We start from the raw sequence: 25,993 nt of genomic DNA, 5'->3' as shown, positions 1-25,993 counted from the left end.
TCGCGAGTTCGAGTCTCGTCATCCGCTCCACATTGAGTGCCCCTCCAGTTTGGAGGGGTACTTTTGGTTTTCTGTATTACGACTTCCAAGGCCGGCGGAGGGGGCTCTTCCCCGTCGACGAGAGAACCGCCAGCCGGCTGTTTATGATGTTTCTCACAGTCTTGCCGTCTCAAGAAAGCAGACATCATGAAAGCCATTTCTCCACCTTTGTCTTCCCCGCAGGGCCTGTTACGCGGGGTCTTTGCTATTCTCGCAGTGCTTGTCATCGCGTTTCTCAGCCCGGCGTCGGTGCCAGCTTTTGCACAGAATCCCACAGGGGTGACTTCCAGTGCCGAGCCGAGCTCTGAAGCCGTCCCCAATGGGGGTGCCGCCGATTCCCAGAGTGGTGCAACGATGCTTGTCCTCGACTCCTCTGGCTCGATGAATGTGCAAGACGCTGGCGGGCAGACTCGTCTCGACGCGGCGAAAGACGCAACGAAGAAATTCGTATCTGAACTCGGTGGCACCATTCCACTGGGACTCGTTACCTATGGCGGTACGGTCGACGAGGCACCAGAGAACCAAGAAGCAGGGTGCCAGGACATCCACGTGGTCAGCGGTCCTAAAGAGGACGTAGGGGACTCCTTCACGGGTCCTAATTGATGCACTCCAGGCGAAGGGCTATACCCCGATTGGTGATTCCCTGAAGAAGGCCGCCGAGGGATTGGGCGGTCAGCACGGCACCATTGTGCTTGTCTCTGATGGAATCGATACCTGCGCGCCGCCGCCAGTATGTGAGGTGGCCAAGGAACTCCACGAGCAGGGCATTGACCTAGTCATCAACACCATTGGCTTTAACGTCGATGAGGAAGCCCGCAAGGAGCTTACCTGCATTGCAGACGCCGCAGGCGGCGAATATCTCGACGCCGATGATGCAGACTCACTGGCGTCAATGATTAAGAAGGCCGCTGGACGCGCCGCGGACATCTACCAATCCGATGTCGAACACATTGAAGGTAGCAAAGATATCTCACAGCCAACGGAGCTGCCGCGTTGGGAGTCAGGAGAGGACTTCATCTTTCGCGCCGAGTTGGATGCCCCGCCGAATGCTGGCAAGGAGTCTCGTACCGATTTCCATGCTGAGTCATGGTCTATCCCCGTCAAGCCGGGTGAGCGCTATGTGGCGACGATGTACAAGACACTCGAAGGTGCAGTGGGAACACCGAACGACCTGTTTTTGAAGACGTTTTTCGGCGATGGTAGGGAACCGCCAACGGGTACGCATGGTGGTGACGAAGGCGCAGATGATTGCACAGCTGACTGGGACAGTGCGGACACCGGCTCTGTATCTGAGGCCTTGCCAAACACTAGCGCGTATACCTACGAAATCGGTTCCAAGAATTGCCAGGGCGACTTAGTCTTGACGGCGATGCGCGCAGGCCAGTACAAGGCCGATGAACCTATCGACGTGGAGATCCTGCTTCACCGTGTTGACCCAGTATCCAACATTGACGAGCTTGTAAGTGGTCTTAGCAGCGAGCTGGACGGCGAACTCCATGCCAACGCCAACGGTGCTGAACAGATGGCTCCCGGAAACTGGTTTGACAATGCCACGGAGCTTCGTAGCGGTCAGACCATCGAAACCGACATTGTTCAGGGCGAAGCGCACGTCTACAAGGTCCCCATGAAGGAAGGGCAGCAGTTGGCTGCCGCAATTAGAGCTGGAGAGGTTTCGGATGAGAAGGCTCTCCAGTACTCAGGCCTCGATGTGTCTATTCTCAATCCAGTTCGTGAGAAAGCTGGAGAGCATGAGTTTTTGATCTGGCCCAATGAGGGGGATGAGGGATCGGCTTCGGCAGCAAGCCCTACTGCTTTTACCAACCGCTTCAGCTCGGATGCCGCACCCTCTTATGGCAACGCGAACTGGTTGGAGGGGGACTACTACATCGTGGTGACGCTAGGAGCGGGCAAGGGGGATGATTTAGGGGAGAGCGGCGACAACCTCACTGATAAGCGTGCCACCATGAAGTATTACCTCACGTCCAAAGTGTTGGGTGATCCTATTCAGGGGCCGAAGTACGAGCCAGTCAGGGACAAAACCGAAGAGTCTCGCCCTTTGGACGGAATCAAGACGGATGCGAAGGAGCAAGGTCGCGGTGCCGATGACAAGTCCGGTAAGACGATGAGGGGGCTTCTATACGTACTGGGGCGGCGGGCCTTATCTTCTTGATTGCTCTCATTGTCCTTCTGGTATTTCTTCTCCGAGGTCGTGGAAGGTAAAACTCGCAGCAAACGCTCGCGATGAAACATTTTTCAACAAGATTCGCTGCGGCGGGGAACTTTCCTCCTCGTCGCAGCGACTAGTTGTTAACCTCGCACATTCCGTGCGGGGTAAGGATTGGCTCGAGGATCCCTCCCGGCGATAGGATGAGGGAACCTTCAATCAAAAGTTTCATCAGACCATCAAGGAGTAGTCCGGGAAATGCAGCTGCGTCAGGTCACTACGGGAATTGCCGCTGGGGCCGCGGGCCTTGCGATTGGGTTGTCCGCGCCGCTAGCGGTGGCACATGACTCAGTCATTGGCGGAAACGTGGTGGGTGACGCACCGCTGGAGGAATTCCCCCGCGAAATCACGCTGGAGTTCTCTGGTATTCCCCGGGATGACTTCAATACTTTTGCCGTGAGCGATAAGTCAAGCGGCGAGGTGCTTTTTGACGCCACCCCAACCATTGATGGCCGCAATCTCACTGTTGAGGTTCCTCAGGACATTGAACCTGGTGATGGTGAATACCAGGTAGGTTTCCGCATTACCTCCTCCGATGGTCACTCCACGCTCGGTTCCGTGCCGTTTAGCGTGGGCTCTGGGGCCGGCGGGAATGAGGCCGCAGATGCTTCGGCCGATGGCTCCCAGGAAGGCGAAGAGGCACAGGAGTCTCAGGATCCGTTGAGTTCCTTGCCCACCGCGGCCAAATGGATCATTGGCGTAGGAGCGGTTCTCGTCGTCGGCGCAGCGCTCTTTGCCTTCGGAGCAAAGACCCGCCGCGCAGGTGGAGAAGGCTCAGAAGACTAAACACCACCCGCCTCCGATGAGGCGAGGGTCAATCCGCACTTTCCTTAACTACTGTTACTGCAGAAAGGCATGTTCCATGCTGAATACCCGTTCTTTCCTCCGAGTCTCCCTGGCGGCTCTCGCGGCTGGTAGCCTGACCTTGGCGGCTTGCTCCCCGAGCGAAGAGGATTCCGCCGCAGCTCCGTCGAGCGCTGCAACCAGCGCTGAGAAGGACAAGGATGCAGAGACCAGTGCTTCGGCTTCTTCCTCCGCTGAGTCTGGCGTAACTTTCGAGGATGCTGTTGTGCGCGCTATGAAGAAGGACTCCGATATGACCGCTATCTTCGGCACTCTCCACAACGACACGGACAAGGACATCAACGTGGTTGGCTTCAGCTCTTCGGTGAAGGCGAAGCACTACGAGATCCATGAGGTTGTCGATGGCGTCATGCAGGAGAAGGAAGGCGGCTTCGATATTCCTGCCGGCGAATCCCTCGAGCTCGCGCCGGGCGGTTTCCACTTCATGTTGATGGGAGTGACCGAGCCTGTTATGGCCGGCGAGACTGCCACCCTTACACTGGAGCTTGCCGACGGTTCCACGATCGAGCTCGGTGACATCCCGGTGCGCACCATTGGTGCCGGCGATGAAGACTACGGCGATATGGGTCACATGAACCACGGCGATATGGACCACGGATCCATGGACCATGCAGAGCACATGGACCATTCGGAGTCCGCAGACATGTCTGACATGAAGAAGGAAGAGCACGCGCACTAGAAACCAGCGTGTTCCGGGCCAAGGTAGGCAAGAAATCGGTTCTCACGAGATAGGGAGAAATCAAAGATGAGCGGGTTCGTGGAACCTGTCAGTCGGCGTGGATTGCTCGCCGGAAGTGCTGTGGCGGCAAGCGCGGTAGCGCTTGCAAGCTGTGCGAAAGGGGATGAACCTGGACAGGCATCTGCGGATGCCTCCCGCGCAGCGCAGGCTGGTGACGCCGGAAGCACCGGCCCGGAAAGCCGCGAGGAGACCATGGGTGGCGATATCGTCGCCTTCGACGGCAAGCACCAAGCGGGCATCCAAACTCCAGTCCAGGCGCACGTGGAACTGGTGGGCTTTAACCTGAAAAAGGGGACCACCGCTCGCGGCGCGGCCGCGCTCATGCGCCTGTGGACGGAAGATGCCCGCCGCCTGTGCACCGGTGAGAACCCGTTGGGCAGCCTCGAACCCGAATTGTCTACCACCCCAGCAAACCTCACCATTACGTGCGGTTGGGGAGAGGGATTTTTCGACACGGTGGACGTCGCCAAGCCCAGCTGGCTGCGCGATATCCAGCCTTTTGACCACGATGACCTCCGCCCGGAATGGGGCCAGACGGATATCGTCCTGCAGATCTGCAGCGATGATCCTTTCACTGCTGCCTTCGTGATGCGGCATATGACCCGCGCGGGCAAAGATTATGCTGAAGTTGCCTGGATCCAGCAGGGATTCAGCCATGCCTATGGTTCTGCACCGAAGGGTGTTACTCCGCGCAACCTCTTCGGGCAAAAGGACGGAACGGTCAATCCCCGAAGCGATGAAGACTTCAACGAGCAAGTGTGGATCGAAGAAGGCCCCTTCGCTGGCGGCAGCGCCATGGTGGTGCGCCGCATCCACATGAACCTGGACACATGGGAGCAGCTTGATCGCGCGGCACGCGAAAACTCGACTGGACGCACGCTTGATACCGGAGCTCCTATAGGCGCTAAGGACGAGTTTGACCCGGTGGATCTGGATGCGCGAAACGAGTTTGGGCTCAAAGCTATTGATGAAAACTCGCATGTCGCCAGAGCGCATCCGCCGGCAGAGCATCCGGAGCAAAAGCTTCTGCGTCGCCCGTATAACTACAACCTGCCGCCGACTCCGGAGACCACCAAGCGCGGAGAGCTCAGTAACGCTGGATTGATCTTCATCTGCTACCAGAAGGATCCAACGGCCCAGTTTGAGCCCATTCAGGCACGTCTTGATGAAGCGGATCGTCTCAACGAGTGGATTACCCACATTGGTTCGGCCGTCTACTACATGCCGGCCGGAACTGAGGATGAAACCTTCTGGGGCGAATCGCTCATCCGCAGTTAAGAGGGGTAGACTAAGCCGCTGTAACTTTCTCGTTGAGTGCTGCTCGGCCAGGTATGTCGAGTGGCGCGTGAGCGCAAAGGAGCGCACCAAGTCATGGCGGAAATGATTCCAGCAGTCCCGGTGAACTACGAACCAATCACGGTCCCGGCCGGTACTGCCGTGGGAGCAGCGATGCGCGAGCATGAGCTGCCCAACAAGGGCCCCGAAGCAGTAGTCGTCGTCCGCGGCGCCGACGGTACTCTCTACGACCTTTCCCACACGCCGGACACTGACGCCGAGTTCACTCCGGTTGCTGCCTGCGAGGAAGATGGCCGCGCCGTTATCCGCCACTCCTGCGGACACGTCATGGCCCAGGCCGTGCAGGCGGAATTCCCCGGTACCAAGCTGGGTATTGGCCCGGCCATCGAGAACGGCTTTTACTTCGACTTCCAGACCGCTGAGCCCTTCACCCCAGAGGACCTGAAGGCCATTGAGAAGCGCATGAAGAAGATCATCAAGGGCGGCCAGCGATTTGAGCGCCACGTCTACTCCTCCCCGGAGGAAGCAGAGCAGGCGCTTGCTGCCGAGCCGTTTAAGCTCGAGCTGGTCCAGGACAAGGGCAACGTGGACCCTGATTCCGACGAGGCCGCTGAGGTGGGTGCCGGGGATCTGACTCACTACGACAACGTCAACCCGCGCACCGGCGAGGTCGAGTGGTTCGATCTGTGCCGCGGCCCGCACGTTCCGACCACCAAGTACATTCCAGCATTTGCCCTGACGCGTTCTTCTGCCGCCTACTGGCGCGGTGACCAGTCCAAGGCTGGTCTGCAGCGTATCTACGGCACCGCCTTCGAGTCCAAGGAGGCCCTGGAGTCCTACAAGACCATGGTCGAAGAAGCTGAGAAGCGCGACCACCGCCGCTTGGGCGCTGAGCTGGACCTGTTCTCCTTCCCGGATGAGATTGGCTCTGGTTTCCCGGTGTTCCACCCCAATGGCGCCACGGTGCGCATGGAGATGGAGGAGCACTCCCGCCGCCGCCACATTGCGGACGGCTACTCCTTCGTGTCCACCCCGCACCTGACCAAGGGCGACCTGTTCAAGAAGTCTGGTCACTTGGACTTCTACGCGGATGGTATGTTCCCGCCGATGCAGCTCGACGGTGAGTGGGATGAGGACGGCAACTGCACCAAGCAGCCGCAGGACTACTACGCCAAGCCGATGAACTGCCCAATGCACAACCTCATCTTCGCTTCCCGTGGCCGCTCTTACCGCGAGCTGCCGCTGCGCCTCTTCGAGTTCGGGACGGTCTACCGCTACGAGAAGTCCGGCGTTATCCACGGCCTGACCCGCGCCCGCGGCTTTACCCAGGATGACTCCCACATTTACTGCACCCCGGAGCAGCTCGAAGAAGAGCTGACCAAGGTTCTGGAGTTCATCATTTCCTTGCTCAAGGACTACGGCCTGGATGACTTCTACCTCGAGCTGTCCACTAAGGACCCGAACAAGTACGTTGGCTCGGATGAGATCTGGGAGCGCTCGACGGCTATCTTGCAGTCGGTTGCGGAGAAGTCCGGCCTCGAGCTGGTCCCGGATCCAGCGGGTGCAGCATTCTACGGCCCGAAGATTTCCGTTCAGGCTCGCGATGCCATCGGCCGTACCTGGCAGATGTCCACCGTGCAGCTGGACTTCAACCTGCCGGAGCGCTTCGAGCTTGAGTACACCGCGTCGGATGGCTCCAAGCAGCGCCCGATCATGATTCACCGCGCACTTTTCGGTTCCATCGAGCGTTTCTTCGGTGTGCTACTGGAGCACTACGCCGGCGCCTTCCCGGCATGGCTGGCACCGCATCAGGTGGTGGGAATCCCGGTCGCCGATACCTTCGCCCCGCACCTTGAGGAAGTCTGTGCACAGCTGCGCGCACGCGGCCTGCGCGCTGACGTGGATACCTCTGATGACCGCATGCAAAAGAAGATCCGCAACCACACCACCGGCAAGGTGCCATTCATGCTCCTGGCCGGTGAGCGCGACGTCGAAGCAGGTGCGGTCTCCTTCCGCTTCCTCGACGGAACCCAGGTCAACGGTGTACCGGTCGAAGCGGCAATCAATGTTATCGAAGCATGGGTTCGTGAGCGCAACAACGAGCAACCGACGAAGGACAGCATCGCCGAGCGCGTCTAGATGCATGTGCATCTAGGCAGAGGCTAGAAAGGGAGAACACTAAGAGTGGGAGAGTACGTCGATACCGGCCTGGGAACCCCCGACCGCTTAGAGCGCCTGTGGGCGCCGTACCGCATGAGCTACATCAAGCGTGAGGGCGGCGCCGGCGACGTGCCGAAGAAAGCCCATAATCCGTTCGTGGAGATTCCACAGATGTCGGACGAGGACGGGCTCATCGTTGCCCGCGGCGAGCTTGTCTACTGTGTTCTCAACCTCTATCCCTATAACGCAGGGCACATGATGGTGATCCCATACCGCCAAGAATCTGAGCTGGAAAACCTCACCGAGCAAGAATCTCGCGAGCTCTTCCAGTTTGCGCAGGCCGCCATCCGCGTCCTTAAGAAGGTCTCCGGCCCCGATGCCGTCAATGCTGGCTTTAACTTGGGACGCGCCTCGGGCGGCTCGGTGGGGCAGCACCTCCACATGCACATCGTTCCGCGCTGGAGCGGAGATTCAAACTTCATGACTATCGTGGACGGCGTCAAAGTGCTGCCGCAGCTCCTCAAAGACACCCGCTCCCTGTTGGCGCAGGGGTGGGTGGAGCTCGCCGCCGAAGGAATTATTTCAGGAGAAGCGCATGCTTAGTGTTCATGGGCGCAAACCCGCCGCCGTGGTTGTGGTCCCAGTGGCCAAACTCTTCCTGAAGATGGGGCTGACACCCAATGTCGTTACCGTCGTGGGCACGATCGTCACGATTGCTATTTCGGTTATCCTGATCCCGCTTGATCACCTCTTTGCGGCTGCTCTGCTGTCGGGACTCTTCGCCGCTTTCGACATGCTTGACGGCACCATGGCGCGCCTGACCACCGGCGGATCCAACTTCGGCGCGACACTCGATGCCTCCTGCGATCGCATTACCGACGGCGCTTTGTTCGCGGCGATCGCCTATTGGATGGTGTACGTCGATAACGCCCACCCTCTCAACTTCGCTGCCTGCATGATGGTGCTCGTGAGTTCCCAGGTCATCTCCTATGTCAAGGCGCGCGGAGAAGCCTCCGGTTTTAAGATGGTTGGCGGACTCGTCGAGCGCCCCGAGCGGCTCATCTTGGGCCTCGGCGGCGTGGGCCTGGAAGGCTTGGGCGTGCCTTATGCACTCGAGGTTGCCCTGTGGCTGCTGGCCGTGGGCTCTGCCTTCACCATCTACCAGCGGATGCGCCAAGCAGCGCGTCAGGACACTAAAGCGCGTTTCAAGAAGGATCTGAAGCACCTTTAGCCCGACACCCTCTTCCACCCCGGAAGGTATCGCGCCCCCGGCCCACACAGAAAGGCTCCCGAACCGTGGCTCTACTGGACCGTGACCGGCTGACCGCCGCCGCATACATCGCGTGCTGGAAGGTTGTGCGCTTCCTTCCCCAGCCGCTGGCTGCTTGGCTGTTTGAACGCGGTGCGGATCTGGCAAGTGATAACGGCCAAGGCATGGAACAGCTGCGCCAGAACCTGAGCAGGGTGGTGGGGGCGGAGAATGTCACGCGGGAACTGGTCCGGGATTCGATGCGCTCCTATATGCGCTACTGGCTCGAGGCTTTCCGTCTGCCTGCCATCCATTCGGACCCTGATCTGCAGAGGCGTCTATTGGCGGGCCTGCGCGGCAAGGAACACGCCGATGCCTCCGTGGCTTCCGGGCGCGGGGTGATTTTCGCGCTTCCGCATTCAGGCAACTGGGACATGGCGGGTGTCTTCTGCGTGGGGCACTATGGTGGTTTCACTACGGTGGCTGAGCGCTTGAAGCCAGAAGTGCTTTTCGACGCCTTCGTGGACTACCGCGAGAGCCTTGGCTTCACTGTCCTGCCACTGACCGGTGGCAGTTCTTCTCCTTACCCGCGTCTGAAGGACACGCTGGAACGCGGTGGGGTGGTGTGTTTGTTGTCCGAGCGGGACCTCACGCGCACCGGCGTGACGGTAGACTTCATGGGCGAAGAAGCTAATGTTGCCGCCGGCCCCGCCCAGCTGGCCATCGAGACAGGAGCTGCACTCCACGTCGTGCACTCGTGGTTTGACGGTAAGGGTTGGGGGTTGTCCGTCAGCCCCGAAGTGGAGGTCACTGATCTGCAGGAGACGTGCCAGCGCCTCGCGGATGGCTTTGTGGAGAACATCAGGACACATCCAGAAGACTGGCACATGTTGCAGCCACACTGGAACGCCGACGTAGAACGCCGGCGCGCTTCCCGCCAGAAGAAGTAGAAAGGCAGAACACAGACCATGCGCATAGGTATTATCTGCCCCTATTCCTTCGACGAACCTGGTGGGGTTCAGGCCCACATCCTTGACTTAGCGACCGTGTTTATTGAACAAGGGCACCATGTGGAGGTACTGGGGCCGGCGTCGACAAGCACGCAGGTCCCCAGCTTTGTTCGCAAGGGCGGCTGGGCGGTGCCGATTACCTATAACGGTTCCGTGGCTCGTCTTGCCATTGGCCCGCACGTGCACCGAAATATCAAGCGCTTCATCCGCGAGGGGGATTTCGACATCCTCCATATTCATGAACCCAACTCCCCAAGTTATTCCATGGCTGCTCTGGCTGTGGTGCGCGGGCCCATCGTGGCGACGTACCATGCTTCGGCCTCGAGCTCTCTGGTATTGACCCTGGCTAAGCCTTTCCTCCGCCCGTACTTGGAAAAGGTTCGGGGAGGTATTGCGGTTTCAGAGATGGCGCGCCGCTGGCAGGTTGAGCAGTTGGGAGGGGACCCTGTGCTCATCCCCAATGGGGTCGACACCTCTGTCTATGCGCGCGAGCGTGCCTGCGCTGAGCATAAAGAGAATAATTCAGAAATTGAGATTGTGTTCTTGGGCCGCCTCGATGAGCCGCGAAAAGGCCTGGACATTCTTCTTGAGGCACTCACGCTGCTCCCGCAGCCGGTCCGGGTGACGGTTATGGGCGGGGGACACCCGCGACGTGTTCCGGGGGTTGACTTCGTGGGGCGTGTCAGCGATGCCGAGAAGGCGGCCATTTTGGGGCGCGCTGATATTTATGTGGCTCCCAATACAGGCGGCGAAAGCTTCGGCATTGTTCTTGTTGAGGCAATGGCCGCTGGATGCGCAGTGGTGGCTTCGGACCTGGAGGCTTTCGCTGCGGTGTGCAACGCAGACTCGGAGGAACCCGCGGGTGCCTTATTCAAGAACGGGGATGCTACGGACTTAGCGCGGGTGTTGGAGGATTTGGTGACCCATTCCGACAAGCGGCAGGCCTTGATTAAGGTGGGGGTGGAGCGTGCTCGCGAATACGACTGGGATCATGTGGCCGCAGCTGTCATGCAGGTATACGAGACCGTGGCGGATGGCACGAAGGTTCGGGTGTCATAAATGGCTATCGAGATAGTTATCGCCCTCGCTGTGCTCCTCGTACTCGGTATGTGGGCGCTGTACACGGCGCAGCGGCTCAACTCGCTCCACATCCGCACCGATGCAGCTTTGGCGCAGCTTGAAGCCACTCTGGATCGCCGCGCAGCAGTGATAAGTGCCTTGGCTCCTGAGCTTGAGGTCATCGCGGCGCGTGCAGAGTCAACGGAGCTTGCGCAAGGGCATTTCGATGAAAGAGCCACCCGGGAACGGGAGCTCTCGGCGGCTATTGCGCAGCGCTTTGAGTCACGTCCGGCCGTGCTTGCCGACGCCGAGGGCCGCATCCACCTAGCGCATCGCTTCTACAACGAGGCAGTCAGCGATACCCGCGCGCTGCGCCTGCGTCCCGCGGTCAAGCTGCTGCGTCTGGGAGGAACAGCAAAATTGCCGGAGTACTTTGAGCTTAGCCAGATTGACGTGTGATTCTCCCGCGCCTGTCACCCCGCGTCTGATTCGCTCGTGCCACGCGGTACTCAAGCAGGTGCCAATAGACGGCAAAAGCGGTCATTGCCAGGATGAGCAGGTTGCGCAATAACAGCGCGTAGACCGGATTGGGGTTTTCTCCCACATGGAGCCAGATGTAGTTATAGCCATAGGGGTAGATAACGGTTCCCAAGGCAGCGGTTCCCACGGCGAGTACCGCAATGATGGCACGGATCCCTCTGATATCAGCGGCCACCTTCTTCGAAGCTGTAGGTGGCGCGGGGATAGGGGAGCGGAGCGTCACCGCTAGTATCGGCCCAAGCCACACGATGTACTGCGGGGAGAAGACCTTGTTCGTCGCGATGAGAAGGAGGATCGCCGCGATGAAGAAGACGAGGGTGGAGTGCGGACTCCAATTCCCGCGTAGAAAGTGCACGAGTGCTACTCCCACGATCCACACGAGGGCTGCTCCCATGGCAATGCTGCTCAAAACAATTGCCGTGTCGACGCCAGGACCGGAAATTTCATAGCTTTTCGAGGCCGCGTATCCCATCGTCCACACATCAGGCTGGCGATGAGCTTGGTACACGAACCACGTGGCGGCCAGAGATTCGATCTGGAGGCCGCGCTCTCCTTGATAAGTCAACGGGGAAAGAACTCTGTCCATGCTGGTCATTGCTGCCACGCCGATGCAAAGGGCAATGAGGCTTCCAAAGAACGCGGCTAGTCGCTGCCACGTAGCGCGGGAGGTTGCGCGCCCGACAAGCCCGGCAGCGAGGACACCAGGCCACAGCTTCGCTGCGGTGGCCCAAGCCAACAGAACCGAGGCAAGCCGCGGGCGGGTGGCCAGAAGTGCGCCCGCACCAGCAACCAGCAAGGCGGGGTAGAGATCGAGCCGCCACGTGAATACGTGTCCCGCCGCGGTGCCGAAGAATACCCAGAACCACCCGGCGCTATACGCCCCTGGGGTGGAGCGGTGATGGCGAAGGAGGAGGGCGAGGAAGGTGGCGTCGGCAAGCAGCATCATTGCCGTAAAGCCGATGGCATAGCGCTCAAAGTCGTAGCCGGTAAGCCACGCGAGCAGAACGCTGGGCCAGGTACCGACTTGGGGATATTCCGTCATGTCGCTGGGGTTAGCGCCGTAGACACCCTCGAGGTAATACCGAACGTCCCCGAGCGGACCCTTCTCGTTGAGGAGTAGGTAGATAAGGAAAAGGCGTGCCAGCACCCAGCCAGCCCAAATACTTGGGGCCTTAGCGATTATTTTCAATGGCGGACTCGACGTCGACGGGTGGCCCTAACATGAGCAGAACGCTGAAGACTACGGCTACGACGAGCAGCGCAATGAGCGCGGTGCGCACCGGATGGCGAATGGCCTGCGCCAAGATCGTGTCGAAGACACCGTGTGGCTCCGCGTCATCGTCATTGCTAAACCGCCACGGGCCGGCGACGAGTCCGCGCCGCGATACCCATACAGCAAAGGGCAAGGCCGCGAAAGGGATTACGGTTACGGCCAACCCCAGAATTCCCACGCCAAGTGACCACCGGTTATTGATCCAGACCAGCGCCGTCATGAGCAGGAAACAGAGGAAACCGAAGCCGTGGATACCTCCCGCGATGGGGGTGAGTACTTCGGTCGTGCCGGAGTACTTGAGGATCATGGAGAAGATCAGCAGGCCCCACGTGAACATTTCCAGGTACGCGGCCACACGGTGCACGCTGTGCGGGGTGGTTGAAGTCATGCGGAATATAGTACGCAACTCCCGAGAGCGGATCAGCACGTGAGTAGGATGGTCGGGGTTAGTGTGGCGAGCGCCATAACAGAAAGGAAAGGGGAGCAGAACATGGCATCGGTGGCCCAGGCGGTCGATATCGAGCGGATCGGTGACGACGAGTTCCGCGGCCCTGTGGTTCCCTCGCTCATTACACGCACCTTTGGCGGACAAACCATGGCGCAGGCGCTGCGGGCAGCGCAGCTTACTGTCGATGAGAAGCTAGTGCACTCTATGCACTGCTACTTCGTGGGCCCGGGCGATTCCAGCGTTCCCACTACCATCCAGGTCGAGCGGATTAGGGATGGCCGTTCTTTTGCTCATCGCCACGTGCGGGTCTACCAAAAGGACCGCATGATTTTCATGCTCAGCGCCGGTTTCCACGCGACTGGGGATATCGGCCCTGAGCATCAAGCCGCAATGCCACAGGTACCGCCACCGGAGAGCATTAAGGACTCGCCATACTACACCCGCATCATTTTGAAGGAATGGGAAGACTGGGACGTGCGGCTCATTCCGGACGCGGAGCGCGATGCTGTCGCCGCCGAAACCACCGGGGCAGGGTTTAGAAATATCTGGTTCCGCAACACCGGTGACCTGCTTGGTGCTACCTCTGACCAATCCCTCCACCAGGCAGCGTTGTTGTATATGTCTGACATGACGTTGATCCGCACGGCGCTTCTCCCGCACCAAGGCGAAAGGATTCAGCTAGCCAGCTTGGATCATTCGCTGTGGTTCTTGCGCCCGGTCCGGGTGGATGAATGGATGCTGTATTCGCAGTCCAGCCCGTCAGCGCAATCCGGTACGGGACTTGCCCAGGGAAAGATTTTCAACCAGCGCGGCGAGCTACTGGCCGTGGCGATGCAGGAGGGGCTGACGCGCACCTTGCATCCGGATAGTGATGGCTCCAGCGCCAATGGCAATTGGCAAAACGTCTAGGATGCAGGCGGGGCACGGCCCCCTGTGCTGGTGGAGGCTCGGTGAGGCCGTATAATTACAACAGTTTCCACACAAGTCTTTTAAGCCACATCGAAAGGGATGACATGGCAGGCCACTCTAAATGGGCAACAACGAAGCACAAGAAGGCGGCGAACGATGCCAAGCGTGGCAAGGAATTTGCCAAGCTGATCAAGAATATCGAGGTGGCAGCACGCACCGGCGGCGGTGACCCCGCAGCCAACCCCACCCTTGATGACATGATCAAGAAGGCTAAGAAGGCCTCCGTTCCCAACGACAACATTGAGCGCGCCCGCAAGCGCGGTTCCGGCGAAGAGGCTGGTGGTGCCGATTGGGAAACCGTGATGTACGAGGGCTATGGCCCGAACGGCGTGGCCATGCTCATCGAGTGCCTGACGGATAACCGTAACCGTGCGGCGACGGACGTCCGCACTGCGATGTCTAAGAATGGCGGCAACCTCGGCGAGTCCGGTTCCGTGGCATATATGTTCTCCCGCACCGGTCTGGTTATGGTGGAGAAGGGCGAACTCAGTGAAGATGACATCCTTCTCGCCGTCCTCGAGGCCGGCGCCGAAGAGGTCAATGACAACGGCGAGAAGTTTGAGATCACCTGCGCACCGGGCGATGTTCCTGCCGTGCGCGAGGCGCTCGTTGCTGCCGATATCGAGGTCGATGACACCGATACCGACTTCCGTGCTTCCGTTGAGGTGCCGCTGCAGGCAGATGATGCCCGCAAGATCTTCCGCCTCATCGATGCTCTCGAGGATTCGGATGATGTCCAGAACGTTTATACCAACATGGACTTAAGCGAAGAGGTCCTCGCCGAGCTGGACGAGGACTAAGAAGGCTAGTCGAGCTCGAGGCCTTCCATGCCATGAGCAGTCACCGTCTCTGACAATGGTGCGCGGCCCGGGGCAGTCTTGAACACGGGGCTGGACTGGTCTGCTACGCCGAAAGTTAGGGCGGTGACGAGTTTGTAATCCTCGTCCACGCCCAGGAACTCACGGACGGTTGGGGCGAGCAGCGAAATCATGCCCTGCGGGACGCCGTGATAGCCGTGCGCCTGGAGCGAGAGCAAAAAATTCTCCGCATAGGTGCCTTGGTCAAAAGCGGCACGGATGCGGTCACCCATCGGGGGAATGAAAAGCAGCGCGGTGTGCGGGGCGCCGAAGAAGCGAAGGTTTTCACGGATAAATTCCGTGCGGGCTTCTTTATCCTCACGGGCAATGCCGAGGAGCCCATACATTTTGGCTGCCAGTTGCTGAGAGCGCTGCGGGTGAACGCCTTGACCGTAATCAATCGTGAAGTCTGGGTTGATGCCGTTCTTATCGAATTCGGATATGAGAGCAGCGCTTAGTTCTTGCAGTGCCGTACCGCCGACGAGGTGCACATTCCATGGTTGGGTATTGGAATTGGAGGGGGCGGATCGGGCGTCGATAAGCACCTGCTTTATGACATCAGCGGGGAGCGGCTCCGGAAGGAATGCGCGCGGTGAATGGCGGGAACGGATAAACTCTGAATAGTCATTAGGATGTTGAGACATGCGCGCCACTCTACGCCGCGCAGTAGGAGAGGCGAGTAAGCGGCTTGGGGGACTGCCTAGACTAGAACACATGTGTGTACACTGTTCCTAGATAAACAAGCGCTTCACAAGGGCGCGTGTAACAAGGGCGAGGAGGCGGCCGTGAACTTGGAGGGGTTGCGCGTTATGGGCATTGATCCCGGTCTGACGCGTTGCGGTCTGTCAGTTGTCCAAGCCGGTTGTGGGCGTGGGGTCATTCCCATCGCCGTAGGGGTCGTCCGCACCCCCAGCGACAAGGACTTAGGGGAGCGCCTGAAGCGACTATCGGTGGCAGTCCGGGAATGGATGGATGACTATAAGCCGGATGTCGTGGCCCTCGAGCGCGTATTCGAACGCGGTCAAGTCTCAACCGTGATGCAGACCGCGCACGCAGTTGGGGTATTGGTCCTTGCCGCAGCAGAGCGGGATATTCCGGTGCACATGTACACCCCTTCCGAAGTCAAAAAAGCAATTTCGGGCAATGGGCGCGCTGATAAGAAGCAGATGACTGCCATGATTACTCGAATCTTGGGGCTCAGTGAAGCGCCTAAGCCGGCCGACGCTGCGGATGCCCTAGCCCTAGCCGTGTGTCACTGCTGGCGTGCGCCAGCCCTGGCATGGATGACCGGTGGTGATGCGAGCGCTGGCGTCGGGGCCGGGGCACGAACGAGCGGAGTACGCGGCACCTCGCCGCGTACCGCATCCGTCTCCCGGGCGGCGAAGACGACCTCCTAAGCTAACTGGCACAACCACTCACACCAAGGAACCCTATTAATGATTGCATCTTTGCGCGGAACCGTCCTAGACATCCAGCTTGATCATGCCGTGCTGGAATGCGCTGGCGTGGGCTATAAGGTCCTGGCCACCCCGGCCATGCTGGGAACCCTACAGCGTGGCGAGGAAACGCGGATCATGACCACGCTCGTGGTAAAGGAAGACTCGATGACGCTTTACGGCTTCACCAGTCAGGATGACCGCGATATGTTCCACGTCCTCCAAACGGTTTCTGGGCTGGGGCCAAAACTGGCTCTAGCTGCTCTGTCCGTGATGAGCGCGGGCGATTTGGCACAGGCGATTGCGGGGGAGGAGGCCGCACGCTTGCAGAAAATCCCGGGAGTGGGCAAACGCGTCGCACAGCGGTTGATTCTGGAGCTCAAAGATAAGGTCAAGGCTTTCGCCCCGGCAGAAGGCGCGGATCTCTCGGCTGCTGCCCCGGCTGCCGCCGGGCCGGTGGTTGAGGATGTCGTTGAGGCTCTTATTGGGTTGGGCTTTACTGATAAAATGGCCCGCCCCGTGGTGGAATCCGTGGCGGCAGAGCAACCCGATGCGGCGACGCCGGTGGTGCTGCGCGCAGCGCTGAGCCAGCTTGGCGCCAAGAAATAGGGGAGAGTGGGTGACATGTCAGACGTAGAACGCACTGAATTTAAGCTTCCGGAGGGGATGGATTTAAGCTCGCCCCCGCAGCGTAACCAGGATGTGGACGCCACAGAGCAACAGGGCGAGCACGATATTGAGCGCTCGCTGCGCCCGAAGTCCCTCGATGAATTCATTGGCCAACCCAAGGTGCGCGAGCAGCTATCGCTCGTGCTCAATGGCGCGAAAAACCGCGGTGTCACCCCGGACCACGTATTGCTCTCCGGCCCGCCTGGGCTGGGCAAGACCACCATGGCGATGATCATCGCCCAAGAGCTGGGAAGCTCCTTGCGTATGACCTCGGGCCCAGCGCTGGAGAGGGCCGGGGATCTAGCGGCGATGTTGTCGAATCTGATGGAGGGGGATGTGCTCTTCATCGATGAAATTCACCGCATCGCCCGCCCAGCTGAGGAAATGCTCTACATGGCAATGGAGGATTTCCGCATCGATGTCATCGTGGGCAAAGGCCCAGGAGCGACGTCCATCCCGCTGGAAATCCCGCCTTTTACACTGGTAGGAGCGACAACTCGTGCGGGCATGCTGACTGGTCCGTTGCGTGATCGCTTCGGTTTCACCGCGCAGATGGAGTATTACGATACTGAGGATCTCACCCGGGTAATTAGCCGTGCAGCGCGGATTCTGGAGGTGGACATCGATCAGGATGCCGCGGTAGAGATTGGTTCCCGCTCGCGTGGCACTCCGCGTATTGCCAACCGGCTTTTGCGCCGAGTCCGAGACTATGCCGAAGTCAACGGGGATGGACATATTAATGTTGCAGCTGCCCAGGCAGCGCTGCGGGTCTTCGACGTCGATGAGCGCGGATTGGACCGTCTTGACCGCGCGGTGCTCGGGGCTTTGATCAAAGGCCACGGCGGTGGCCCCGTAGGAGTGAATACCCTAGCCATCGCGGTGGGCGAGGAACCATCGACGGTGGAGGAGGTCTGTGAGCCCTATCTCGTGCGTGCCGGCATGATCTCACGAACCGGCCGCGGCCGCGTGGCCACGGCGGCGGCATGGCAACACTTGGGACTGGAAGCGCCCGAGGGGACGGTTGGCGGGGCGCTCTTCTAATTGGCCCAGAAGCTGGGCTGTCTGGCACACTGGCCTTTTATGAACGGAACCCAACTTATTCTCCTCCTAGTCCTAGCCGTCCTCGTTATTCTGCCGAGCTTTATGTCTATGCGCGCACAGCGCAAGCGCCAGGCGCAGATGCACAAACTCCAGTCGTCTTTGCAGCCGGGCCAGGACGTGATTACCGCCGGAGGCCTCCACGGAACCGTCGTCGAGGCTCGCGGGGAGCAGGTTGATCTGCAGGTGAAGGACGGCACCGTGATGACCTTCGACACGATGGCCATCGTTCGTTCCGCTGAAGAAGCCGGCATGAATGAGGATGCTCCGGTGGAGTCGGAGGACGAGAGCGACGAGCGCTTCCCGAAACTCTAAGATTGCGTTGCGCTCGTCACAGTGCGGGCGCGTACCTTAAGTCTGTTAAGGAAAACAACGGTCCATGACGTACCATGGTGGACTGTGCTTTAGTCATGGTGGCACCGCGGCGTCCAGTGCGTGCGCGGCGTTAGCTGCCATGACCTATGATTTTTAGCCCTGTTCCTCACAACACAGGAGATCTTTGTGTCCGCTTCGAAACGTGGTGGCGTTAGCAGCCGTCAACGGCAATGGCCCAAGCGTGCGATGGCGCTCTTCGCGCTCATTGTCATCGTGGTTTATGCGCTGATATTTTTGACCGGTGATAAATCACCAACCCCCAAGCTCGGCATTGACCTGCAGGGCGGAACCCGCGTAACCCTGGTGCCACAGGGTGAAGACCCCACCCAGGAACAGCTGCAGCAGGCGCGCACCATCCTCGAGCAGCGCGTGAACGGCATGGGCGTATCCGGCTCTGAGGTCGTCATCAGCGGCGACAGCTTGGTCATTACCGTTCCCGGTGAAGATGCTTCCCAGGCGCAGGCCGTGGGCCAAACCTCCCAGCTGTTGTTCCGCCCAGTGGGCGAGCAGCCAATGCCAGATATGGACAAACTTGAAAAGACCATGACGGACATGGCTAACCGCTGGGTTAAGTACGGGGTAGTAAGCCCGGAGCATGCCAACCAGTCGCTGGCCTCCATCCACGAAGCACTCAACCAGAGTGCCGACGCTGCCCAGGGCGGCGATCAGAAGGACAAGGAGAAGGATGACAATTCACCGGCTCCGACCGTGAGCGAAAAGCCGCTTCCGGACCCAGCGAACTCCCTTGAGGAAACTGAGCGCCGCGACAAGGTCACTGAGGTTCTGCTCAAGGACCGCCAGTCCGAAGACCCTACCGTGCAGACCGCAGCCCTGGGGCTGATGACCTGTGATGCGGAATCTGATCCGCTGGCAGGTACCGACGACCCCGCAAAGCCCTTGGTGGCTTGTGATTACTCGAATCAGCAACCCTACATTCTTAACCCGGCTCCGCTGCTGGACGGTATTGACGATCCGCACGGAACTCGCCTGACCGGTAATGAGATTGATAACAACGCCCCGATTCAGGGCGGGCTGAATTCTCAGACCGGACAGATGGAGATTAACTTCGCCTTCAAGACCGGCGATGGGCCCAATGGTTCGCAGACCTGGGCCACCCTGACCCAGGAGTACCTGCAGAAGCAGGTGGCTATCACCCTTGACTCCGCCGTGATTTCCGCGCCGGTGATCCAAGGTGCGACCCCGGTTGGTTCTGCTACTTCCATCACCGGTGACTTCACGCAGGAGGAGGCCCAGAACCTGGCCAATAACCTCCGTTATGGTGCGCTCCCGCTGTCCTTTACCGGCGCTAACGGCGAGCCGGGCGGCACGGTAGAAACCGTTCCGCCATCGCTGGGTAAGGCAGCTCTTGAGGCAGCGCTCATCGCGGGCATCGTGGGCCTCATTCTGGTTTCGCTGTATTCCATCTACTACTTCCGTGCTCTGTCTTCGGTGGCCCTGTTGGTCCTCAGCGCAACCTGCGTCCTGCTTTATGGCGCACTGGTTCTGCTGGGCCGGTGGATCGGTTACTCGCTTGACCTTTCCGGCATGGCGGGCTTGGTTATCGGTATTGGCGCCACGGCTGACTCCTTCGTGGTTTACTACGAGCGTATGAAGGATGAGCTCTTGAGCGGACGTACCTTCCGCTCCGCCACCCGCACTGGTTGGGAGCGTTCGCGAGCCACGATTGTCACCGGTAAGGCCGTGACCCTCATTGGCTCCGTGGTGGTCTACTTCTTGTCCATTGGCGCAGTCAAGGGCTTCGCCTTCACCATGGGCCTCACCACCATCTTCGACCTCGTCGTATCCTTCCTGATCATGGCACCGCTCATGCAGCTTCTTGGTAGCCGCCCGGCCTTTGCCAAGCCGTCCATGAACGGCCTGGGCGGTATTTACAACCTTGTGGAGGAGCGCCGTGAACGCGGCTTTTATGCCAAACCGGCCAAGAAACTCGTGGCTACTGCTACGGATGAGGAGAAGTAACCATGGCTGTCGAAACTACTAACCGCAAGATTTCCCGTTTTGACCGTCTCTATGTGGACGGCAGTGGATTTGACTTCGTGGGCCGGGCTAAGACCTGGTACACCATCGCCGGCGTGCTGCTTATTGCCTCGATCCTGGCTATCGTACTTCGCGGCTTCAATCTGTCTCTTGATTTTGAGGGCGGAACGAAGCTCAACATGCCTGCCGGCGATCTTTCTACTGAACAGGTAGAAGAAACCTTCACTGAAGCCACCGGTGTCACTCCGGAGCTGGTGCAGATTGTGGGTGCCGGTTCCTCGGAGACTCTGGAGATCACCTCCGAGCGCCTATCGCAGGAGGAGGTTAACCAGGCCCGCCAGGCCATCTTTGAGACGTACCAAGTCAAGGACGACAACGGCAAGCCGAGCCCGGATGCAATTGGCTCCTCGACGGTGTCGGAATCCTGGGGTTCGTCGATCACCCAACGCATGGTCGTTGCCATGGCGGTCTTCCTCGTACTGGCCACCATTTATGTGGCGGTCCGCTTGCAGCGCGATATGGCCTTTGCCGCAATCCTCGCGCTCATCTTTGACGGCGTCTTCATCGCGGGTATCTACGCGCTCTTCGGCTTCGAGGTGTCCCCGGCCGTCATCATCGGTCTGCTGACAGTTCTGACCTTCTCCCTCTACGATTCCGTCATTGTCTTCGACAAGGTGGATGAGAATACAACGGGCCTGGAAGGCCAACGCAGGAAGACCTACGCCGAGCTCACTAACTTGGCCGTTAACCAGACCGTGATGCGTTCCATCTCGACCTCCGTGATTTCGGCCTTGCCTATCATCGCGCTGTTCGTCGTCGCTGTGTGGTTGATGGGCATTGGTACTTTGCGAGATCTGGCATTGGTCCAGTTCATTGGCGTTATTGAAGGTGTCTTCTCCTCTATCTTCCTAGCCACCACGTTGCTGGTGACCTTGTCGAATCAGCGCAAGAGTGTCAAGAAGCACAACGAGGTGGTCGCTGCCTACCGTGCTGAGGGTGGGAGCGCCGAAGCAGAGGGTGAGGATGCGCCGAAGGCAACGCGCACCGTGGCATCCCCGGCCGCAGCTTCCGCACCAGCCGTAACGCAGACCGAATCCGGGCCGCGTAGCGACGAGTCTGGTAGGGCGTCCTGGCGCCCTGGGCGCTAAACCGTGCGTATTCCATCAGTCGCGGCGCTGCTTGCAGCCGTAGCGCTTGCTGTGACCGGATGCGGGGCACAGGAAGGCGGCACTGACAAAGACACACCACCTTCGCGCTTTGCGGTGCTGGCCGACGCCCCCATTGCCACCAGCAATGCCGCCACGGCGTGGGGGGATGCGGTGGGTGCTGCCCAGCTGGCAAGCCGCGTGTTCCCGGCACTCTACGTACCGGGCCCGGCGGGGCAGATGGTCCCTAATTCAGATCTCGCCGATGCTGAATTCTTCCCCGCCGAGGGGGAAAACGCTGGGGCGCACGTGGACTTTACGCTTACCGAGCAGGCGCGTTTTGCCGACGGCGAACCCGTGACCTGTGACGACTACCTTTTGGCCTTTACCGCCGGGCAGTTGAGCGAGACTTTCGGTTCCCACCTTCCACTGATGGAGGAAGTGACGGAGGTGGAATGCGCGCCCCATAGCAAGAAGTTCACCGTATGGTTTACACCCGATTCCGGTTCGCGGTGGCGCTACTTGTTTGGGCCGGGTTCGGTAGTCCCAGCACACGTGTTGGCCAAGCGGGCCGAAATGAGCATCGAAGAACTCAATGCAGCTCTGCATTCCCAGGACGTTGCGACTTTGCAGCCGGTAGCAGAGGCGTGGCGCTATGGTTTCTCTATGGAACCAGGCCGCTTTGACCCGGAGTTACAGGTTTCCTTCGGTCCTTATAAAATCGAACGCGTGGAGGATGACGGTGCTATCGTGCTGACCTCCAACGAAAACTATTACGGCGATAAGCCGACTCTGCGCGAAATCCTCATGCTTCCGAGAAGCGCAGACGCCGCCGCGTTTGTCGCCTCAGATGAGCTCCGCGTTGCCGAAGCCGCCACCGCGTCACCGTCGTGGTTCGACCGGGATGCAGAGGGCAAGCCAGTGGAGGTGACGTCTGTAGCGGGAAGTCTGACAGACACCTTAGTATTCTCCGATGCTGGGACTCTTTCCCAGCCGTGGGCACGCGCTGCCTTTGCGGCCTGTGTGGATGCACAGCGTTTGGCGCAGGTCTCGTCGAAGGAATCGGGCGTGGACGTTCCTGCTGTCACAGTCCGTACCGTGCGCAATGATGATCCGGTCGCGGCGCAGATGTCCTCGCTGACAACCGTTCCGCTAGACAATGCAACGGCATCCGGCCTATCCGGCTACACCATCGGAGTGGGTTACCTCGCGCCTAACCCGCGTTATAAGGCGATGGTGGAGGAGCTCCGCGCGGCGTGCGAACCGGCGGGAATCACGGTGGAGGACCGTTCCGGTGAGCGGGTTTCCCGTGCGCAATTGGCCGCAGATCCTGCAAGTGGGCTGCCGGAGATAGATGTCTACCTCGACGCCGTGGATCCGATGCGTGAGCATTCCGCGCCGTCCTCTAGCGTGAAGCACGCGGCGGCGCTGCGGAATCTGGAGCAGGAATTGTGGGAGGAGCTGCCTTCTATTCCCATCGCCGCGCAGCCTCGCACATTCATTGTCGACCGCGCTGTCACCGGCGTGGTGCCCTACACTGGCCTTGCGGGTATCGGGTGGAATCTCGACCGTTGGAGCTATAGCCCCACAACAGCAACTGAAACAAAGGAAGAGTCGTGAGCGAGATTTACGTCGCAGCAGCACAAGCCTTGAAGGATAAGGTGCGCCTTGTCCAGGATTTCCCAGAGGAGGGAATTCTTTTCGAGGATCTGACCCCGGTGTTGGCTGATGCTGATTCCTTCACCGCGGTTGTCGATGGCTTGGCAGAGGCCTGCAAGGAGCTTGGCGCTGACATGATCGGTGGCCTCGATGCACGCGGTTTCCTGCTGGGTTCAGCCGTAGCCTACAAGCTGGGACTAGGTATTTTGGCTATTCGCAAGAAGGGCAAGCTCCCGCCGCCCGTCTTGACCCAGGAGTACGAGCTGGAATACGGCACTGCAGCACTGGAGATCCCCAATAGCAGCATTGACATTAAGGGCAAGCGCATCGTGCTTGTCGACGACGTCCTCGCCACCGGCGGCACACTCCACGGCGCCACCTTGCTCTTGGAATCCGCTGGAGCTGAAGTCGTGGGCAACGTCGTGGTCTTAGAGGTTCAAGGACTTGAGGGCCGCGAGCGCCTGCAAGGTTCTCCGCTGATTGTGCTCAACCAGATGGGGTCGAAGGACTAAGGTTGTATGCCTAAGCTACTTCGCGGAGGCAGACATGACGACTGAAAAGCAGGACAAGACTGCATGGCGGCCAGGCAGCGTGCGCGGCATGTCCGCCCGCTTGGCCCGCTCCCTGACGGGTGGCCGAGTAAAGATTAACCCGGCGCTGGACCCTTTGATGTCTATCCACCGGGAATTTCATCCGAAGGCGGACGCGGAGCTGCTCAACAATGCCTACACCACGGCACAGCGCCTGCACGAAGGCGTTTTCCGTAAGTCCGGCGAGCCCTATATCACGCACCCGTTGGCGGTGGCGACCATTGCGGCTGAAATTGGTATGGACACCACGACTGTCGCGGCGGCTTTGCTCCACGACACGGTGGAAGATACTGACTATTCGCTGGAGGACCTTACCCGTGACTTCGGTCCCGAGGTGGCCCGGTTGGTCGACGGCGTAACGAAGCTCGACAAGGTCGCCCTCGGTGCCGCCGCGGAAGCAGAAACAATCCGCAAGATGATCGTGGCCATGGCCACCGACCCGCGCGTGCTCGTCATCAAGGTGTGCGACCGCCTGCACAACATGCGGACCATGCGCTTCCTGCCACCCGAGAAGCAAGCGAAGAAGGCACGCCAGACCCTCGATGTCATTGCGCCGCTGGCTCACCGCCTAGGAATGGCCAGCGTCAAATGGGAGCTTGAGGATCTGGCCTTCGCCATCCTGTACCCAAAGAAGTACGACGAAATCGTGCGCATGGTGGCGGATCGTGCTCCCTCACGTGATCGAGCGCTGAAGGAAATTAAGGCCCAGGTAGGCCAGGCCCTCAAGGCCAATGGCATTGAGGCCGAGGTCATGGGGCGCCCGAAGCACTATTGGTCGATTTACCAGAAGATGATCGTGCGCGGCCGTGACTTCGCGGAAATTTTTGACCTCGTGGGAATTCGCATCCTCGTCGATGACATCAATTCCTGCTACGCGGCCATTGGCGTGGTGCATTCGCTGTACCAAGCTCTTCCAGGGCGCTTTAAGGACTATATTTCCTCGCCGCGCTTCGGCGTCTACCAATCACTGCATACCACCGTGATCGGAGCGGGTGGGTCCACCCTTGAGGTGCAGGTGCGCACGCACGAGATGCACTATAACGCGGAGTTTGGCGTGGCCGCCCACTGGCGTTATAAGGAAACTAAGGGCAAGAATTCGGGCCACCAAGAAGAAGTGGACCAGATGGCGTGGATGCGTCAGCTGCTGGATTGGCAGAAGGAAGCTGCAGACCCCAACGAGTTCTTGGATTCCCTGCGCTATGACCTTACGGCCAAGCAGATTTTTGCCTTTACCCCCAAGGGTGACGTGGTTAACCTGCCCGCCGGTTCTACCCCTGTGGACTTCGCCTATGCGGTGCATACTGAGGTCGGGCATAGGTGCATCGGTGCCAAAGTCAACGGCAAGCTCGTAGCCCTGGAATCGGAGCTGAAATCTGGCGATAAGGTCGAGATCTTTACCTCTAAGGATCCGAATGCTGGTCCCTCGCGGGATTGGCAGGACTTCCTCGTATCACCTCGGGCAAAGACGAAGGTGCGGCAGTGGTTTGCCAAGGAGCGCCGTGAAGAGCACCTCGAGGCCGGACGCGATGCCTTGGCTGCTGAGGTACAACGTGGCGGTTTGCCCATGCACAGGCTGTTCACTGCCAGCTCGATGAAGCAGGTGGCTGAGCAGCTGCACTATCCAGATGTGGACGCGCTGTACACCGCCATCGGCGCGGGCCACGTGTCGGCACAGCACGTTGCCAACCAGCTCATGGCCCTTTTCGGGGACCAAGACGATGCCGTCGATGCCTTGGCTTCGCGTACCCCACTGAGCGAGCTGGAAAACTCCCGCGCTCAGCACACGAAGGATTCCGCTGCCGGTACCGGAATCTTGGTGGAGGGCAGCCCAGATGTCATGGCCAAGTTGGCGAAGTGCTGCCAGCCGGTGCCTGGTGACGCTATCTTTGGTTTCGTCACCCGCGGCGGTGGTGTGTCTGTCCATCGAGCGGACTGCACCAATGCCGAAAAGTTGAAGTCCGAGCCGGAGCGCATGATGCAGGTCGAGTGGGCCGGCGGACCGAAGTCTTCCGGCGCATTCGCCGCAACCTTGCAATTGGAGGCGATCGACCGCCAAGGCCTGCTTTTTGAGCTCACGCGAATCTTCAGCGAGCAGAGCCTCAACGTGCTGTCGATGACGTCCAATCGCGGTGATGATCACATCGCGACCGTGCGCTTTTCCTTCTCGGTATCTGATACCAAGCAGTTGGGGCAGCTCATGACAACGTTGCGCAACACGGAGGGTGTCTTCGACGTTTATCGCGTCACCGCCTAAGCCGCCACCCCTGATTCGGGGGTGCATGGCTGAACTCAAGGT

The 25,993-nt window shown here is 59.6% G+C and carries 25 protein-coding genes; 22 read left to right on the top strand and 3 right to left on the bottom strand.

Annotated features, from left to right (window positions below):
- Window positions 1–186: 186 nt before the first annotated feature.
- The 11 genes from HMPREF2743_RS12830 to HMPREF2743_RS01760 all read left to right on the top strand — a co-directional run bounded on the left by HMPREF2743_RS12830 (window position 187) and on the right by HMPREF2743_RS01760 (window position 11,099).
- Entirely contained in the window at window positions 187–642 is a 456-nt protein-coding gene (locus tag HMPREF2743_RS12830; protein ID WP_210398341.1) for a VWA domain-containing protein, read from the top strand.
- A 61-nt stretch (window positions 643–703) separates the two neighbouring features.
- Complete coding sequence (locus HMPREF2743_RS01805; protein WP_210398340.1) at window positions 704–2,209, top strand: vWA domain-containing protein; 1,506 nt, start codon at window positions 704–706, stop codon at window positions 2,207–2,209.
- A gap of 252 nt (window positions 2,210–2,461) precedes the next feature.
- Window positions 2,462–3,049, top strand: a complete 588-nt coding sequence (locus HMPREF2743_RS01800) for a copper resistance CopC family protein (protein ID WP_070527308.1) — start codon at window positions 2,462–2,464, stop codon at window positions 3,047–3,049.
- A gap of 76 nt (window positions 3,050–3,125) precedes the next feature.
- A complete protein-coding gene (locus tag HMPREF2743_RS01795) occupies window positions 3,126–3,806 on the top strand; it encodes a copper chaperone PCu(A)C (RefSeq protein WP_083321590.1) in 681 nt (226 codons plus the stop codon).
- Window positions 3,807–3,872: 66 nt separating this feature from the next.
- Entirely contained in the window at window positions 3,873–5,144 is a 1,272-nt protein-coding gene (locus HMPREF2743_RS01790) for a Dyp-type peroxidase (RefSeq protein ID WP_070527311.1), read from the top strand.
- A gap of 93 nt (window positions 5,145–5,237) precedes the next feature.
- Window positions 5,238–7,301, top strand: a complete 2,064-nt coding sequence (thrS, locus tag HMPREF2743_RS01785) for a threonine--tRNA ligase (RefSeq protein ID WP_070527315.1) — start codon at window positions 5,238–5,240, stop codon at window positions 7,299–7,301.
- Between the two features lie 45 nt (window positions 7,302–7,346).
- On the top strand, window positions 7,347–7,925 hold the full coding sequence (locus HMPREF2743_RS01780; RefSeq protein WP_070818082.1) for an ATP adenylyltransferase: 579 nt from the start codon (window positions 7,347–7,349) through the stop codon (window positions 7,923–7,925).
- Window positions 7,918–8,553, top strand: a complete 636-nt coding sequence (gene pgsA, locus HMPREF2743_RS01775; RefSeq protein WP_070527321.1) for a phosphatidylinositol phosphate synthase — start codon at window positions 7,918–7,920, stop codon at window positions 8,551–8,553. The genes HMPREF2743_RS01780 and pgsA overlap by 8 nt, the downstream gene beginning before the upstream one ends.
- 65 nt (window positions 8,554–8,618) lie before the next feature.
- Window positions 8,619–9,521: a phosphatidylinositol mannoside acyltransferase gene (locus HMPREF2743_RS01770; RefSeq protein WP_070818081.1), complete on the top strand. Its 903-nt coding sequence runs from the start codon at window positions 8,619–8,621 to the stop codon at window positions 9,519–9,521.
- Window positions 9,522–9,539: 18 nt separating this feature from the next.
- Window positions 9,540–10,640, top strand: coding sequence for a glycosyltransferase family 4 protein (locus HMPREF2743_RS01765; protein ID WP_070818080.1), 1,101 nt, complete (start codon window positions 9,540–9,542; stop codon window positions 10,638–10,640).
- Window positions 10,641–11,099, top strand: coding sequence for a LemA family protein (locus HMPREF2743_RS01760; RefSeq protein WP_070818079.1), 459 nt, complete (start codon window positions 10,641–10,643; stop codon window positions 11,097–11,099). It begins immediately after the preceding gene.
- Here HMPREF2743_RS01760 and HMPREF2743_RS01755 read toward each other — a convergent pair.
- Window positions 11,080–12,327, bottom strand: a complete 1,248-nt coding sequence (locus tag HMPREF2743_RS01755) for a DUF2029 domain-containing protein (RefSeq protein WP_070818078.1) — start codon at window positions 12,325–12,327, stop codon at window positions 11,080–11,082. The two genes, HMPREF2743_RS01760 and HMPREF2743_RS01755, sit on opposite strands and share 20 nt — an antisense overlap.
- Window positions 12,328–12,352: 25 nt before the next feature.
- Window positions 12,353–12,841, bottom strand: coding sequence for a DUF3817 domain-containing protein (locus tag HMPREF2743_RS01750; protein WP_070744773.1), 489 nt, complete (start codon window positions 12,839–12,841; stop codon window positions 12,353–12,355).
- Between the two features lie 102 nt (window positions 12,842–12,943).
- On the opposite strand from HMPREF2743_RS01750, the gene HMPREF2743_RS01745 reads away from it, so the two are divergent.
- Together HMPREF2743_RS01745 and HMPREF2743_RS01740 are read left to right on the top strand one after the other, a co-directional pair.
- Entirely contained in the window at window positions 12,944–13,810 is an 867-nt protein-coding gene (locus tag HMPREF2743_RS01745; protein WP_070744771.1) for an acyl-CoA thioesterase, read from the top strand.
- A gap of 104 nt (window positions 13,811–13,914) precedes the next feature.
- Window positions 13,915–14,670, top strand: coding sequence for a YebC/PmpR family DNA-binding transcriptional regulator (locus HMPREF2743_RS01740; RefSeq protein ID WP_070446794.1), 756 nt, complete (start codon window positions 13,915–13,917; stop codon window positions 14,668–14,670).
- A 5-nt stretch (window positions 14,671–14,675) separates the two neighbouring features.
- On the opposite strand, the gene HMPREF2743_RS01735 is transcribed toward HMPREF2743_RS01740, so the two are convergent.
- The gene (locus HMPREF2743_RS01735; RefSeq protein ID WP_083276479.1) at window positions 14,676–15,371 is read right to left on the bottom strand and encodes a nitroreductase; all 696 of its coding nucleotides are present in this window, start codon (window positions 15,369–15,371) and stop codon (window positions 14,676–14,678) included.
- Window positions 15,372–15,512: 141 nt separating this feature from the next.
- Between HMPREF2743_RS01735 and ruvC the strand changes: the two genes are divergently transcribed.
- The 9 genes from ruvC (at window position 15,513) to HMPREF2743_RS01690 (ending at window position 25,951) form a co-directional block, all read left to right on the top strand.
- Complete coding sequence (gene ruvC, locus HMPREF2743_RS01730; RefSeq protein WP_070744892.1) at window positions 15,513–16,124, top strand: crossover junction endodeoxyribonuclease RuvC; 612 nt, start codon at window positions 15,513–15,515, stop codon at window positions 16,122–16,124.
- A 39-nt stretch (window positions 16,125–16,163) separates the two neighbouring features.
- A complete protein-coding gene (gene ruvA, locus HMPREF2743_RS01725; protein ID WP_070818077.1) occupies window positions 16,164–16,772 on the top strand; it encodes a Holliday junction branch migration protein RuvA in 609 nt (202 codons plus the stop codon).
- A gap of 15 nt (window positions 16,773–16,787) precedes the next feature.
- Entirely contained in the window at window positions 16,788–17,873 is a 1,086-nt protein-coding gene (gene ruvB / locus HMPREF2743_RS01720; RefSeq protein ID WP_070818096.1) for a Holliday junction branch migration DNA helicase RuvB, read from the top strand.
- A gap of 39 nt (window positions 17,874–17,912) precedes the next feature.
- Window positions 17,913–18,245: a preprotein translocase subunit YajC gene (gene yajC, locus HMPREF2743_RS01715; protein WP_070818076.1), complete on the top strand. Its 333-nt coding sequence runs from the start codon at window positions 17,913–17,915 to the stop codon at window positions 18,243–18,245.
- A 246-nt stretch (window positions 18,246–18,491) separates the two neighbouring features.
- A complete protein-coding gene (gene secD / locus HMPREF2743_RS01710) occupies window positions 18,492–20,285 on the top strand; it encodes a protein translocase subunit SecD (RefSeq protein ID WP_210400238.1) in 1,794 nt (597 codons plus the stop codon).
- 2 nt (window positions 20,286–20,287) lie between these two features.
- A complete protein-coding gene (gene secF / locus HMPREF2743_RS01705) occupies window positions 20,288–21,451 on the top strand; it encodes a protein translocase subunit SecF (protein WP_070527362.1) in 1,164 nt (387 codons plus the stop codon).
- A 3-nt stretch (window positions 21,452–21,454) separates the two neighbouring features.
- A complete protein-coding gene (locus HMPREF2743_RS01700; protein ID WP_070527365.1) occupies window positions 21,455–23,068 on the top strand; it encodes an ABC transporter substrate-binding protein in 1,614 nt (537 codons plus the stop codon).
- The gene (locus HMPREF2743_RS01695; protein ID WP_070527368.1) at window positions 23,065–23,619 is read left to right on the top strand and encodes an adenine phosphoribosyltransferase; all 555 of its coding nucleotides are present in this window, start codon (window positions 23,065–23,067) and stop codon (window positions 23,617–23,619) included. The genes HMPREF2743_RS01700 and HMPREF2743_RS01695 overlap by 4 nt, the downstream gene beginning before the upstream one ends.
- Window positions 23,620–23,653: 34 nt before the next feature.
- The gene (locus HMPREF2743_RS01690; protein WP_070527372.1) at window positions 23,654–25,951 is read left to right on the top strand and encodes a RelA/SpoT family protein; all 2,298 of its coding nucleotides are present in this window, start codon (window positions 23,654–23,656) and stop codon (window positions 25,949–25,951) included.
- Window positions 25,952–25,993 lie beyond the last annotated feature (42 nt).

Source organism: Corynebacterium sp. HMSC036D02 (assembly GCF_001836165.1).
Classification (GTDB): domain Bacteria; phylum Actinomycetota; class Actinomycetes; order Mycobacteriales; family Mycobacteriaceae; genus Corynebacterium.
Note: the sequence above shows the minus strand (reverse complement) of the source record. Positions and strands in the feature narration are given on the sequence as shown.